At 71.6% G+C, this 13,678-nt stretch carries 14 protein-coding genes; 10 read left to right on the plus strand and 4 right to left on the minus strand.

The features are described from left to right. Positions 1-188 precede the first annotated feature (188 nt). Complete coding sequence (locus tag CG740_RS30910) at positions 189-677, plus strand: SsgA family sporulation/cell division regulator (protein WP_100578589.1); 489 nt, start codon at positions 189-191, stop codon at positions 675-677. 41 nt (positions 678-718) lie between these two features. Here the strand turns inward: CG740_RS30910 and CG740_RS30915 are convergent, their stop codons facing one another. After that, positions 719-2,086: an FAD-binding oxidoreductase gene (locus tag CG740_RS30915; RefSeq protein ID WP_100578590.1), complete on the minus strand. Its 1,368-nt coding sequence runs from the start codon at positions 2,084-2,086 to the stop codon at positions 719-721. 97 nt (positions 2,087-2,183) lie between these two features. Between CG740_RS30915 and CG740_RS30920 the strand changes: the two genes are divergently transcribed. Next, positions 2,184-3,803 carry a tetratricopeptide repeat protein gene (locus tag CG740_RS30920; RefSeq protein ID WP_234376571.1) on the plus strand — a complete coding sequence of 540 codons (1,620 nt, stop codon included), beginning with the start codon at positions 2,184-2,186 and terminating at the stop codon, positions 3,801-3,803. Between the two features lie 121 nt (positions 3,804-3,924). Here CG740_RS30920 and hppD read toward each other — a convergent pair whose 3' ends face one another. Further along, complete coding sequence (gene hppD / locus CG740_RS30925; protein WP_100578668.1) at positions 3,925-5,061, minus strand: 4-hydroxyphenylpyruvate dioxygenase; 1,137 nt, start codon at positions 5,059-5,061, stop codon at positions 3,925-3,927. 136 nt (positions 5,062-5,197) lie between these two features. Between hppD and CG740_RS30930 the strand changes: the two genes are divergently transcribed. The 8 genes from CG740_RS30930 (at position 5,198) to CG740_RS30965 (ending at position 11,893) form a co-directional block, all read left to right on the plus strand. Then, positions 5,198-5,683, plus strand: a complete 486-nt coding sequence (locus CG740_RS30930; RefSeq protein WP_100578591.1) for an Lrp/AsnC family transcriptional regulator — start codon at positions 5,198-5,200, stop codon at positions 5,681-5,683. A gap of 26 nt (positions 5,684-5,709) precedes the next feature. Beyond that, a complete protein-coding gene (locus CG740_RS30935; protein WP_100578592.1) occupies positions 5,710-6,357 on the plus strand; it encodes an ABC transporter permease in 648 nt (215 codons plus the stop codon). Between the two features lie 64 nt (positions 6,358-6,421). Further along, positions 6,422-7,702 (plus strand): ABC transporter ATP-binding protein, encoded by a 1,281-nt coding sequence (locus CG740_RS30940; RefSeq protein WP_100578669.1) that lies wholly within the window; start codon positions 6,422-6,424, stop codon positions 7,700-7,702. Further along, positions 7,699-8,598: an ABC transporter permease gene (locus tag CG740_RS30945; RefSeq protein ID WP_100578593.1), complete on the plus strand. Its 900-nt coding sequence runs from the start codon at positions 7,699-7,701 to the stop codon at positions 8,596-8,598. Before CG740_RS30940 ends, CG740_RS30945 begins: the two co-directional genes overlap by 4 nt. Next, positions 8,598-9,581: a glycine betaine ABC transporter substrate-binding protein gene (locus tag CG740_RS30950; RefSeq protein WP_100578594.1), complete on the plus strand. Its 984-nt coding sequence runs from the start codon at positions 8,598-8,600 to the stop codon at positions 9,579-9,581. The genes CG740_RS30945 and CG740_RS30950 overlap by 1 nt, the downstream gene beginning before the upstream one ends. Positions 9,582-9,655: 74 nt before the next feature. Then, the gene (locus CG740_RS30955) at positions 9,656-10,276 is read left to right on the plus strand and encodes an ArsR/SmtB family transcription factor (protein WP_100578670.1); all 621 of its coding nucleotides are present in this window, start codon (positions 9,656-9,658) and stop codon (positions 10,274-10,276) included. A gap of 130 nt (positions 10,277-10,406) precedes the next feature. Further along, the gene (locus CG740_RS30960) at positions 10,407-10,586 is read left to right on the plus strand and encodes a hypothetical protein (RefSeq protein ID WP_100578671.1); all 180 of its coding nucleotides are present in this window, start codon (positions 10,407-10,409) and stop codon (positions 10,584-10,586) included. Further along, the gene (locus tag CG740_RS30965; protein ID WP_100578595.1) at positions 10,583-11,893 is read left to right on the plus strand and encodes an MFS transporter; all 1,311 of its coding nucleotides are present in this window, start codon (positions 10,583-10,585) and stop codon (positions 11,891-11,893) included. The genes CG740_RS30960 and CG740_RS30965 overlap by 4 nt, the downstream gene beginning before the upstream one ends. Here the strand turns inward: CG740_RS30965 and CG740_RS30970 are convergent. Next, positions 11,826-12,614, minus strand: coding sequence for a S16 family serine protease (locus tag CG740_RS30970; protein WP_100578596.1), 789 nt, complete (start codon positions 12,612-12,614; stop codon positions 11,826-11,828). The two genes, CG740_RS30965 and CG740_RS30970, sit on opposite strands and share 68 nt — an antisense overlap. Positions 12,615-12,734: 120 nt before the next feature. Next, positions 12,735-13,379 (minus strand): IclR family transcriptional regulator, encoded by a 645-nt coding sequence (locus tag CG740_RS30975; protein ID WP_100578597.1) that lies wholly within the window; start codon positions 13,377-13,379, stop codon positions 12,735-12,737. Between the last annotated feature and the right edge of the window lie 299 nt (positions 13,380-13,678).

Consider the following 13,678-nt stretch of genomic DNA (forward strand, 5'->3'; position numbering starts at 1 on the left):
CCGGGCGACCCGCGGGGCACCTGCGGCCGGGCCGGCCGCGAAAGCCCGCTGAGAAAAACTTCCCGAAGTCGCGTAATGACCCCGGGGGAACGCGCTCTCACCCTGTACGGCCCCGCACGGGCCCGTACCGCAGCACGCAGACGTATGCGCCCCGCACCCGGGCGTACAGGGAAGAGAAGAGGGACCCCATGCACACCGTCGTGGAACGCGAGCTGGAGCTCAAGCTGGTGCTGTCGCCCGAGCGCAGCATCCCCGTCCCGGCCCGGCTCGCCTACCGCACCGACGACCCCTACGCCGTGCACATCACCTTCCACATCGGCTCCGAGTCGCCGGTCAACTGGACCTTCGCGCGCGAGCTGCTCGTCGAGGGGGTGTTCCGGCCGTGCGGCCACGGGGACGTGCGGATCTGGCCGACGAAGGTGGAGGGCCGCAGCGTGGTCCTGATGGCGCTCAGCTCGCCGGACGGCGACGCGCTGCTGGAAGCGCCCGCGGCCCAGGTGTCGGCGTGGCTTGAGCGGACGCTGCGGGCGGTGCCGCCGGGCTCCGAGAGCGAGCAGCTCGGCCTGGACGACGGCCTGGCCGAGCTGCTCGCGCCGACCACGGGTGGCATGGTCGACGAGCTGTGGCTGCGCGACCCCTGGCCGTCCGACGAGTCCCGGCCGGAGGAGGGGGCGTGAGGGGGCGGGGCGTCGGGGGGGCGAGGCGTGCGGGGGCGGGCTCAGAAGAGCTTGCCGGGATTCAGCAGACCCAGCGGGTCGAAGGCGTGCTTGACCGCGCGCTGCATCTCGATGCCCACCGGGCCCAGCTCGCGGGCCAGCCACTCCTTCTTCAGGACGCCGACGCCGTGTTCGCCGGTGATGGTGCCGCCCAGCTCCAGACCGAGCGCCATGATCTCGTCGAAGGACTCGCGGGCGCGCCGCGACTCGTCCTCGTCGGCCGCGTCGAAGCAGACCACCGGGTGGGTGTTGCCGTCGCCCGCGTGGGCGCAGACGCCGATGGTCAGCCCGTACTCGGCGGCGATCGCCGAGGTCCCTTCGAGCATCGCGGCGAGCTTCGAGCGCGGCACGCACACGTCGTCGATCATCGTGGCCGATTTGATCGTCTCCAGGGCGGTGAGCGACAACCGCCTTGCCTGGAGCAGGAGTTCGGACTCGGCAGCGTCCTCGGCCGGGACGACCTCGGTGGCGCCCGCGGCCGTGCACAGCGCGCCGACGGCGGCGAGGTCGGCGGCCGGGTCGGGGCTGTCGAAGGCGGCGAGCAGGAGCGCCTCGGTGGTGTCGGGCAGGCCCATGTTCGCCATGCGGTTGACCGCCTGGATGGTGGTGCGGTCCATGAGTTCGAGCAGCGAGGGGGCGTGCCCGCGCTCCATGATCCGCACGACCGCGTCGCAGGCGGCCGCGGCGGAGCCGAACTCGGCGGCGAGCGCGAGCTGGGGCGGCGGTGAGGGCCGCAGCGCGAGCACCGCTTTGACAACGATGCCTAGGCTGCCCTCGGAGCCCACGAACAGCCGGGTCAGGTCGTATCCGGCGACGCCCTTGGCGGTGCGCCGGCCGGTGCTCATCAGCCGGCCGTCCGCGAGCACGACCTCCAGGCCGAGGACGTACTCGGCGGTCACTCCGTACTTCACGCAGCACAGGCCGCCGGAGGCGGTGCCGATGTTCCCGCCGATGGTGCACATCTCCCAACTGGACGGATCCGGCGGGTAGTAGAGCCCGTGTTCGTGGACGGCGCGGGACAGCACGGCGTTGACGACACCGGGCTCCACGACCGCGACCCGGTCGACCGGGTTGATCTCCAGGATGCGGTCCATCCTGACCAGGGACAGCACGATGCAGCCGTCGCTGGCGTTGGCGGCGCCGGACAGGCCGGTGCGCGCGCCCTGCGGCACGACGGGCACCCGCAGCGCGGTCGCCGTGCGCATCACGTGCTGCACCTCCTCGACGGTGCGGGGCAGCACCACCACGGCCGGGCTGCCCGCCGCGCAGAAGCTCGCCATGTCGTGGGCGTAGGAGGCGGTGATGTCGGGGTCGCTGACGACGGCGTCCGCCGGGAGGTGCTCGCGCAGCCGTTCGAGAAGATCGTCCATGTCTTCAGCCTGGCACCCGGGGCCATCGGTGTGAACCCTTTCCCCGGCCGGTCGGGCGGGGCCGGTGTGGTCTTCGTATTGACGCACAGTGAGCGCCATGGAGATCGCGAAGACCGAACACGATGCGGACGCGGCCCGGCGGGCGGCGTGGCAGTCGACCGCGGCCGCGGCCCAGCGGACCTCGCCGCGGTCCGGGCCGCGCCGGGCCCTGAAGCGGGCGGTCCTGGTGGCCCTCGCGGCGGGCGTGCTGGTCGGGGGCGTCCTGCTGATCATGCCGGACGGCCGGGAAGCGAAGGCCCCGCCGCCCGCCCCGGGCCCGGCGGCCCGGGCCCTGACGGCGGTGACCGGCGGCGCGCCCGCTTCGGTGGCCGATGTGACGGCGCTGATCACGGACCGTGCCGCCTGGGTGCGCACCCACCCGAACGACGAGGCGTCGTGGACGGTGCTCGGCTCCGCCTATCTGGAGCGGGGCGTGCGGGGCGCCGACTCCTCGTACTACCCGCGCGCCGAGTGGGCGCTCAAGCGCTCGCTCCAGGTGCGTCCGAAGGACAACCTGGACGCGGAGACCGGGCTCGCGGCCCTCGCCAACGCCCGGCACGACTACGCGGCGGCGCGCACCCTGGCCGAATCCGTACGCACCCGCAAGGCGGACCGCTGGACGCTCTACCCGCCGCTGATCGAGGCCTACAACGGGCTCGGCGACCCGAAGGCGGCGGCCAAGGCGGTGGAGCAGATGCTCGAACTGCGCTCCGGCACACCGGCGTTGACCGAGGCCGCCGAGGTCTACCGGCAGCACGGCTGGCGGGAGGACGCCCTGGTGGCCCTGGACGAGGCGGTCGCGCACGCCACCTCGCCCGTGCAGAAGGCGGCCGCCCTGGTCTCGGCGGGCGACCTGGCGTGGGAGCGGGGCGAGCCCGACGCGGCCCTCGCGCACTACGAGGCGGCCCTGCGCACCGATCCGGGCGCCCACGCGGCGCTCGCGGGCCGGGCCAGGGCCAAGGTGGCGCTCGGCCGCAAGGCGGACGCCCAGCGGGACTACCTGGCGGCGGTCGCGGTCCTGCCACGCCCCGAATACCTGCTGGAGCTGGGCGAGTTGTACGAGTCGCAGGGGCTGGACGGCGATGCCCGCGCCTGGTTCGACAAGCTGCGCGAACTGGCCGCGCGGGACGGGTCCAACGGTGTGGACGACGCCTTGGTGCTCGGCCGGTTCGAGGCCGACCACGGGGCCGCGCACGCGGCCGTGGACCGTCTCGAAGCCGAGTGGAGGGCCCACCCCAGCGCGGCGGCCGAGGACGCGCTGGGCTGGGCGATGTACCGGGCGGGCGAGCCGGAGGAGGGCCTCGTCCATGTGCGCAAGGCCACCGACTCGGGGGTGCGCAGCGCCCTGTTCTCCTATCACCAGGCCACCATCGAACGGGAGTTGGGCCAGTCCGGCGCGGCCCGGCGCCATCTCCAGGACGCGCTGCGCACCAATCCGCAGTTCTCGCCGGTGCTCGCACCGAAGGCGACCGAGGCGCTCGCGGCGCTCGGTGAACCGGCGGACGGCGGACCGAGGGACGTGTACGGCCATGTGGCCGGCGCGCAGTCGGGGTCCGGCGGCGGCGGGGGCGGGGGCGGCAGTTCCGCGTCGTCGGGCTCTTCGTCGGGCCAGTCGTCCAGCCAGGGTTCCAAGCGCCCGGCGAGGCCCCGCCCCGCGAAGCCCTCGCGGCGCGGCTGAGCGCGACGCGGCAGAGGGGCGGGAGCGGAGCTGAAGAGGCCGCGGCCCCACGGGTCAGGTCCGTGGGGCCGCAGACTAGTGACGGTAACTCACATACCGTACGCGCGTGGTGCGTTGCAGGTCAGAGGTTGCCCCGAAGCTCCTGCTCGCGCTCGATCGCCTCGAACAGGGCCTTGAAGTTGCCCTTGCCGAAGCCCATCGAACCGTGCCGCTCGATCATCTCGAAGAAGACGGTGGGGCGGTCCTGGACCGGCTTGGTGAAGATCTGGAGGAGGTAGCCGTCCTCGTCGCGGTCGACCAGGATCTTCAGCTCGCGCAGCGTCTCGACCGGCACCCGGGTCTCGCCGGCCCACTCGCCGAGGGTGTCGTAGTACGAGTCGGGGGTGTCCAGGAACTGGACGCCGGCCGCGCGCATGGAGCGCACCGAGGCGACGATGTCGTTGGTGGCGAGCGCGATGTGCTGGACGCCGGGGCCGCCGTAGAACTCCAGGTACTCGTCGATCTGCGACTTCTTCTTGGCGATGGCCGGCTCGTTGAGCGGGAACTTCACCTTGAGGGTGCCGTCGGCGACGACCTTCGACATGAGCGCGGAGTACTCGGTGGCGATGTCGTCGCCCACGAACTCCTTCATGTTGGTGAAGCCCATGACGTTGTTGTAGAACGCCACCCACTCGTTCATCCTGCCGAGCTCGACGTTGCCCACGCAGTGGTCGATCGCCTGGAAGAACCTCTTGGGCGTCTCCACCAGCGGCGCGGCCTCGACGAACCCGGGCAGGTAGGTGCCGGTGTAGCCGGTGCGCTCGACCAGGGTGTGCCGGGTCTTGCCGTACGTGGCGATCGCGGCCAGGACGACGGTGCCGTGCTCGTCGCCCACCTCGTGCGGCTCCTCGATGCCGGTGGCGCCGTGCTCGGTGGCGTACTTGTACGCGGCGCGCGCGTCCGGCACCTCGATGGCGAGGTCCACCACGCCGTCGCCGTGCTCGGCGACGTGCTCGGCCAGGAAGCGGCCCCGGTCGGTCGCCGGCTTGATGACGGAGGTGAAGACGAAGCGGGCGGCGCCGCTGGTCAGCACGTAGCTGGCGGTCTCGCGGCTGCCGTTCTCCGGTCCGGAGTACGCGACCAGCTTCATGCCGAAGGCCGTCGAGTAGTAGTGCGCGGCCTGCTTGGCGTTGCCCACCGCGAAGACGACCGCGTCCATGCCCTTCACCGGGAAGGGGTCGGCCTGCCGCGCGGTTTCGGGGGTGGGATCGATGATCATCGAGTTGTCTGCCATGGCCGCAGAGTCTCGCTATCCGGCAAGCTGCGCAATAGTTCGCGTTTTCACTGGTCAATCTGTGCAGTGAATGGGCAGTATCTAGGGGCGACTTGTACACGATGACCATCCGGAGGCGGCCATGTCGATCGATCATTTGGACGGGCGTCTGATCGTGCTGCTCGCCCGGGAGCCCCGGATCGGGGTCCTGGAGGCCTCGCGCCGGCTCGGGGTCGCACGCGGCACGGTCCAGGCGCGGCTCGACCGGCTTCAGTCGAATGGAGTCATCCGGGGCCTCGGTCCCGATGTCGACCCGGCGGCGCTCGGCTACCCGGTCACCGCCTTCGCGACGCTGGAGATCAAACAGGGCCAGGGGGCGGACGTGCGGGCCCACTTGGCGTCCGTGCCCGAGGTCCTCGAACTGCACACCACCACCGGCCAGGGCGACATGCTGTGCCGGCTCGTGGCCCGCTCCAACGCCGATCTCCAACGTGTGATCGACCGGGTTGTCGGTTTTGATGGCATCGTCCGGGCCGCCACGGCGATCGTCATGGAGAACCCGGTCCCGCTGCGGATCATCCCGCTGGTGGAGCAGGCGGCACAGGACTCCGTCCCCGGCGGCGGCTGACCGGCGACCGACAGGGGTGAGCGCGGATGGGCTTCTGGGACTACTTGTCCAGCAGGCACCAGCAGCTCCTCACCGACGCCTACCAGCACGCGAGCGCGGTGTTCCAGTGCATGGTGATCGCGACCGTGCTCGGCGTCCTGATCGGCGTGGTCACGTACCGCAGCGGCTGGGCGGCGGGCCTGGCGATCACCACCACGTCGTCGATCCTCACGATCCCCTCGCTCGCCATGATCGGCCTGCTGATCCCGCTGGTCGGCCTGGGTGTGGCCCCCACCGTGGTGACCCTGACGCTGTACGGGCTGCTGCCGATCGTGCGCAACTCGATCGTGGGCCTGCGCGGAGTGGACCCCGCCCTGGTGGACGCGGCCAAGGGCATCGGGATGTCACGGGCCGCCCGCATGCTGCGGGTGGAACTCCCGCTGGCCTGGCCGCCGATCCTGACCGGCATCCGGGTCTCCACGCAGATGCTGATGGGCATCGCGGCCATCGCGGCGTACGCCTCGGGCCCCGGCCTCGGCAACGAGATCTTCCGCGGCATCGCCTCGCTGGGCAGCGCCAACGCCATCAACCAGGTGCTCGCGGGCACCCTCGGCATCGTGGTGCTCGCCCTGCTCTTCGACGCGGCGTACGTCCTGATCGGCCGTCTCACCATCCCGAGGGGGATCCGTGTCTGAGCGATTCGAGCACGAGCGGTCGGAGGACGAACGGCCCGGGTACGGCCGGGGCGAGCACGAGCGGATCGCCGAGGAGCGGACCGAGCACGAGCGGGCCGGGGCCGCGCCCGCGCCGAGCGGCGCGGCGACCTCCGGGGCCGCCATCCAGCTGGAGAACCTCACCAAGCGGTACGCGGGCAACCCCGAACCGTCCGTGGACAACGTCAGCATGGAGATCAAGGCGGGCGAGACCGTCATCTTCGTGGGCCCGTCCGGCTGCGGGAAGTCGACCACGCTCAAGATGATCAACCGGCTGATCGAGCCGACGTCCGGCCGCATCCGCATCAACGACGAGGACGTCACCGACATCGACCCGGTGAAGCTGCGCCGCAAGGTCGGCTACGCGATCCAGTCCTCCGGGCTCTTCCCGCACATGACGGTCGCCGAGAACATCGCGCTGGTGCCGAAGATGGTCGGCTGGTCCAAGTCGAAGGTGAAGGACCGCGTCGAGGAGATGCTCGACCTGGTCGGGCTCGACCCGCGCGAGTTCCACGGCCGCTATCCGCGCCAGCTCTCCGGCGGACAGCAGCAACGGGTGGGCGTGGCACGGGCGTTGGCGGCCGATCCGCCGGTACTCCTGATGGACGAGCCGTTCGGCGCGGTCGACCCGATCACCCGCGACCACCTCCAGGACGAGCTGATCCGGCTCCAGCACGAGCTGCACAAGACGATCGTCTTCGTCACCCACGACTTCGACGAGGCGATCAAGCTCGGCGACCGCATCGCGGTGCTGCGCGAACGCTCGCACATCGCCCAGTTCGACACCCCCGAGGCCATTCTCACCAACCCGGCCGACGACTTCGTCTCCGGTTTCGTGGGCGCGGGCGCGGCCCTCAAGCGGCTCAACCTCACCCGCGTACGGGACGTGGAGATGGCCGAGTTCCCCACGGTCACCGTCGACGACCCGCTCCAGTCGATCTTCAACAAGCTGCGCAGCGGCCCGCACAACGAGCTGCTCATGCTGGACCGCAGGAACCGCCCCTACAAGTGGCTGCGGCGCGGCGACCTGATGCGCGCCAAGGGTTCGCTGGCACGGGCCGGGCAGATGGTGCACGACACGGTGACCCGGGACGCGACCCTGCACGACGCCCTGGAGGCGGTGCTCATCGACTCGGGCGGCCGGGTCGCGGTGACCGGGCGGCGCGGCGAGTACATCGGCGTCGTCGACATGGAGACGCTGATGAACTCCGTGCACGAACTCCTGGAGGCCGACCGGCTCGCCGCCATCGAGCACCAGCACGACCTCGCGGAGCTGCGCCACCACCAGACCGAACAGGAGCTGGAGGGCGGTGCGGAGAAGTCATGACGCCGCCCAGGAGCCCCGCCCCCGCCGAACGCCCGCCGGGCGAGCACGAGGTCAAGGGCCACGCCTTCCGCGACGAACTGTCCGACCCGCTGTCCGACCCGCTGTCCGACCCGCTCGCGGAGCCCGAGGACGCGGCGGGCCCGGCGCCCGGAGGAACGGCCCGCCGGATCACCTGGCGGAAGCTGGTCTTCCTGCCGGCCGTCCTCGCGGTGATCCTCCTCCTCACCTACTTCTGGATCACCCACGTCCATCTGGACGCGATCGCGCGGAACTCGATCGACCACGGCAACGTCCAACTGCGCCTGTGGCAGCACGTGAAGCTGACCGCGATCTCCACCTTCTGGGTGCTCATCATCGCGATCCCGCTCGGCATCGCGCTGACCCGGCGCGGAGTGAGCCGGGCGGCCCCGCTGGTCACCGCGATCGCCAACATCGGCCAGGCCACCCCCGCCATCGGCCTGCTCGCCCTCCTGGTGATCTGGCTCGGCATCGGCCCCGGCACCGCGATCGTCGGCATGGTGATCTACGCGGTCCTGCCGGTCCTCTCCAACACGGTGGCCGGCCTGAAGGCGATCGACCCCCAGCTCGTCGAGGCGGCCAGGGGCATCGGCATGTCGGCGCCCGGCACCCTGGGCAAGGTCGAACTGCCGCTCGCGGTACCGCTGATCCTCGCGGGGGTGCGGACCGCGCTCGTCCTGAACGTCGGCACCGCCACGCTCGCCACCTTCGGCGGCGGCGGCGGGCTCGGCGACCTGATCACCTCGGGCATCCAGACCCAGCGCATGCCGGTCCTGGTGCTCGGCTCGATCCTCACGGTGGCGCTCGCCCTGCTCGTGGACTGGCTGGCCTCGCTGGCCGAGGTGGCGCTGACCCCGCGCGGACTGGAGGTGGAGTGATGCGGCATCCGCGTACGGCTCTGGGCGCCGCCGGGGGCGCGCTCGCGCTGCTCGCCGCGCTGGCCGGCTGCGGGCTCAAGTCCGGCTCCCCGCTGGTGGACGACGTGGTGCCCGGCTCGGTCGGCAGGGGGCTGCCGCTCAAGGGTGCGTCCCTGACGGTCACGTCGAAGAACTTCAGCGAGAACATCATTCTGGGCCAGATGGTCGGCCTGGTCTTCAAGGCGGCCGGCGCCGAGGTCCTGGACCGCACCAACCTGCCCGGCTCGATCAGCGCCCGCGAGGCGATCGTGAAGGGCGACGCGGACGCGATGTACGAGTACACCGGCACGGCCTGGATCACCTATCTCGGCAACAGCAAGCCGATCGTCGACCCGCAGGCGCAGTGGCGGGCGGTGCGCGACGCGGACCGGAAGAACGGCGTGACCTGGCTGCCCCAGTCCACCCTCAACAACACCTACTCGCTGGGCATCAGCCAGGCCAACAACGCCAAGTACCACTTGAAGACCCTCTCGGACGTGGCCGCGCTGTCCAAGAAGGACCCTTCGGCGGTGACGATCTGCGTGGAGAACGAGTTCGCCTCGCGCGAGGACGGGCTGCCCGGCATGGAGAAGGCGTACGGGATGTCGATCCCCGCTTCCCACATCCAGAAGATGGACGCCGGGATCGTCTACACCCAGGTGTCCAAGTCCAACTCCTGCCTGCTCGGCGAGGTGTTCACCACCGACGGCCGCATCAAGGCGATGGACCTGGCGACCGTCGAGGACGACAAGCACTTCTTCCCGAACTACAACGCGGCGCCCGAGCTGCACAGCAGGACGTACGACAAGTACCCGGCGATCGCGGACCTGTTGAACCCGCTCAGCGCCAAGCTGACCACGCAGGTCGCCCGGGATCTGAACGCCAAGGTCGACGTGGACGGCCAGGACCCGCACGACGTGGCGCTCGACTGGCTGATCCGGGAGGGGTTCATCAAGAAGGGGTGAGGGTCGGCGGGGTGCAAAGCAGTCGATGCAAAGGAAGCGTTGCAAGGCTCTCTTTGCAGAGCTATCTTTGGACCATGCCCGAGAACAAGCGGCCGGCCGCCCCCTCCGCCACGAACGCGAGCGGGGAACGCGTCCTCGACGCGCGCTCGCTGCGCGGTCTCGCCCACCCCCTGCGGATCCAGCTCCTCAAGTCGCTGCGCCACGACGGACCGGCCACCGCCTCCCAACTGGGCGAGCGGCTGGGCGAGTCGAGCGGCGCGACCAGCTATCACCTGCGCCAGCTCGCCACGCACGGCTTCGTCGAGGACGACCCGGAGCGCGGCAAGGGCCGGGAGCGATGGTGGAAGGCCGTGCACAGTGGCGTGTCCTTCGGCGACGATCTGCACGGCAACAGCGACCCCGAAGTACGGGGCGCGGCGAGCCTGTTCCGCCACGAGATCGCCGACATCCACACACAGGAGGTCTCGACCTGGCTCGCGACCATGGGCGACTGGCCGGAGAGCTGGTCCACCAGCTTCGACCTGAGTGACTTCACGCTCAATCTGACGCCGGATCAACTTGCCGAACTGAACGACAAGTTGCATGCCGTCGTCGAGACGTACCGCACCCTGGCACAGGATCCGGCGTCGGCCGCGGACGCCGCCCAGGTCCGCGTCCATCTGCACTCCTTCCCGCGCTCGACCCCGCCCCACTGAGCCCGAGCGCCCACCGGCACCGCCTGCACCCGCACTGCCGGCACCCGCACCGCCCGCACCCGCACCGCCCGCACCCGCAGCGCTGAAGTCCGCACCGCCGACACCCGAACACGCCGAAGGGAATCGCGCCATGCACAGCGACATCCACCTCCTGCTGCACCACCAGCGCGCCGCCGAACTGGCGGCCCGGGCCTCCGCCGCCGCGCTCCCCCGCAAGCATCACCTGCGCGTCCAACTGGGTTGGCTTCTGGTCGAGTTGGGCCTGCGACTGGCCGAACAAGCGCCCCGCAGGCAAGCCCGCCTCGCATGAGCACCCCGGGGGGACACCGCGACAGACGGCCGCTCGTGGCCGTGCTCGCCGCCAACGCCGTTTCGGCGAGCGGTAGTTCACTCACCCTGATCGGGGTGCCGTGGTTCGTGCTCCAGACCACGGGCAGCGCGGGCCGGGCCGGCATGGTCGCCTTCTGCGCGACGCTGCCGATCGTGGTCTCCGCGCTGATCGGCGGCCCGGTCATCGACCGCGTGGGGCGCCGCCGGATCTCGGTGGGATCCGATGCGGTGTGCGGGCTGGCGGTCGCCGCCATCCCGCTCCTGCACCACGCCGGACTCCTGGCGTTCTGGCTGCTCTGCGCCCTGATGGCACTCGGCGGCCTCGCCCACACCCCGGGCGCCTCCGCCCGTTACGTCCTGCTGCCCGACCTGGCCCGCCGTTCGGGTACCACCCTGGCGCGGGCGGCCAGCGTCTACGACGCCGTCTCGCGCGGCGCCCGGATGACCGGCGCGGCCCTCGCGGGGGTGCTGATCGCGGTGACTGGGGCCGGGAACGTCCTGCTCATCGACGGGGCCACCTTCGCCGTCTCGGCGGCGCTCGTCGCGACCGGCCTGCGCGGGGTGCGCGAGGCCCGGCCCCGGCGAGACGCGCCGCCGGTCTCCCTGCGCGGCTACCGGGCCGAACTGCGCGAGGGCTACGCCTACTTGGCGCGTACTCGACTGCTGCTCGCGGTGGTCGCCATGGTGATGCTGATGAACGGCACCGATCAGGGCTGGAACGCGGTACTGCTCCCCGTGCACGCCGAGCGGAACCTGGGCGGTGCGTCCCAACTCGGCCTGCTGACCGCCCTGTTCGCGGCGGGCGGCCTGTCCGGTGCCCTGCTCTACGGCCTGATCGGCCACCGCTTCGGGCGCCGGACGGTCTTCACGGCCTGTGTGCTCCTGTGCGGGGCGCCCCGGTACGCGGTCGCCGCGCTGACCGGCACCAGCGCGCCGCTCGCGGTCACCATGGTGGTGGCGGGGCTCGCGAGCGGCACGCTCAACCCGATCCTCACGACGGTGATCTACGAGACGGTGCCGGACGCGCTGCGCAGCCGGGTCGCGGGGGTGCTCACCGCGGGCTGCGAACTGGCGATGCCGCTCGGCGGGCTCGCCGCGGGCCTCCTCGTCCAGAGCGCGGGGCTGCGCGGCGCGCTGCTGATGGTCGGTGGGGTGTATCTGCTCGCCACGCTGAGCCCGCTGGTCCTCCCGGCGTGGAAGGACATGGACGCGACGGCCGTCAGCAGGACGGAACCGGGGCGCCCTTGTGCAGTGCCTGGAGCGCGGACACCGCACCCTTCAGCGTAGTCACGGGGATCAGGCGCAGCCCCTTGGGCAGCTCCGACTTGGCGTCCGAGCACTCGGCCTCCGGCACGAGGAAGACGGTCGCCCCGTCCCGGGCCGCGGCCTGCGTCTTGAGCGCGACCCCGCCGACCGCGCCGACGTCCCCGCCGTCGCTGATCGTCCCCGTTCCGGCGATGGTGCGCCCGCCGGTGAGGTCGCCGCCGGATCCGTCGCCGTTCAGCTTGTCGATGATGCCGAGGGTGAAGAGCAGCCCGGCGCTCGGGCCGCCGACATCGGCGAGGTGCAGATCGACCTTGACCTTGTCCGGGCTCAGACCGAGATAGCCGAGGGCCGCGACGGACGCGGCGTCCTGCGACTGCTTCATCTGGGCCTGGTTGTGCGCGGAGATCTCCTTCTCGCTGCCGCCGCCCGGATAGACCGAGTCCCGGGGCATCACGGCCCGGTCGGTGCGGAACCAGCCGTCGACGACGTCGGAGATGCCGACGTCCTGCTTGGGTCCGGTCGCCACGATGGTGGTCATCCGCAGCTGGCCGGTGGTGGGGCGGGTCGGTGCCCCGGAGATGGTGATCACCGGCTTGCCCTCGTCGTTCCCGAGCACGTTCGCGGTCGGACCCGGCTGCGCCACCGCGAACGGCAGCGGCGCGAAGCAGGCGACGGCGAGCAGCGCGACGACCGGTGCGGCGCCGATGGCGAGGTTGCGGAGGCGGGAGTGACGAGTGAGCACGCCACCAATCTATCCGTACCCGCTGGGCCGCCCGGGTCGGGTGCGTACGGGCGCGGGGTGCGGCCGGGCTCGGGCCGCCGCTCGGCGCAGGGCGTCGGCGACCTCCCTCGCCATGCCGGCTCAGCGCAGGGCGTCGGCGACTTCCTTTGCCGCGTCGACGACCCGGGGCCCGACCCGTTCGGGTACGGCGTCCGCGAGCATCACCACGCCCACGCTGCCCTCTATCCCGGTGACCCCGACCAGCGCCGCCGCCGCGCCGCTCGCCCCGGCCTCCAGCTCGCCGTGGGTGAGCGTGAAGCCGGGCTCGGTGAGGCCCCCGGACTGGCGGGCGGCGAGGATCGCGCGGCCGGCCGCACCCTTGTCCAGGGGGTGACGGAACCCGGCCCGGTAGGCCACGTGGTAGTCCGTCCAGGTCGGCTCGACCACCGCCACGGCGAGCGCGTCCGAGCCGTCGACGAGGGTGAGGTGGGCGGTCGCGCCTATGTCCTCGGCGAGCGAACGCAGCGCGGGCAGCGCGGCCTCGCGGACCAGCGGGTGCACCTGGCGGCCCAGGCGCAGCACGCCGAGCCCGACCCTGGCCCGGCCCCCCAGGTCACGGCGGACCAGGGCGTGCTGCTCCAGGGTCGCGAGCAGGCGGTAGACGACCGTGCGGTTGACGCCGAGTTTGTTGGACAACTCGGTGACCGTCAGACCGTGATCGGTGTCGGCGAGCAGCTTGAGGACACGTAGTCCCCGGTCGAGGGTCTGGGAGGTCTCCGCGGTCACGACACCCACTCCTTAAGTGGTGAGTCGCGGCGGCACTCTCACGTGGTTCGCGGCGCCGGTCCCATCGGCATCGCGCGCAGAGCCCGCCGGCGAGGCCAAGGCACCGGCTGCGCTCCGCGGCGACGCTGCCACGGGGCGTTTGCATGGCGGGGACAGTAGCGAGCGGACACCGCTGAGCGGAAGACCTCGTCCAGAATCCGGGCGTGAGCGGAATTCCGGAGTCGGCGGAATGGACGGAACCGCCCCGGCAGATGGACAAATAATGCCCGTGGCCGAAGAATTTGGTCCCTGTTCGCGCC

It is taken from the genome of Streptomyces sp. CB01201 (assembly GCF_002803085.1).
GTDB classification, from domain to species: Bacteria; Actinomycetota; Actinomycetes; order Streptomycetales; family Streptomycetaceae; genus Streptomyces; species Streptomyces hundungensis.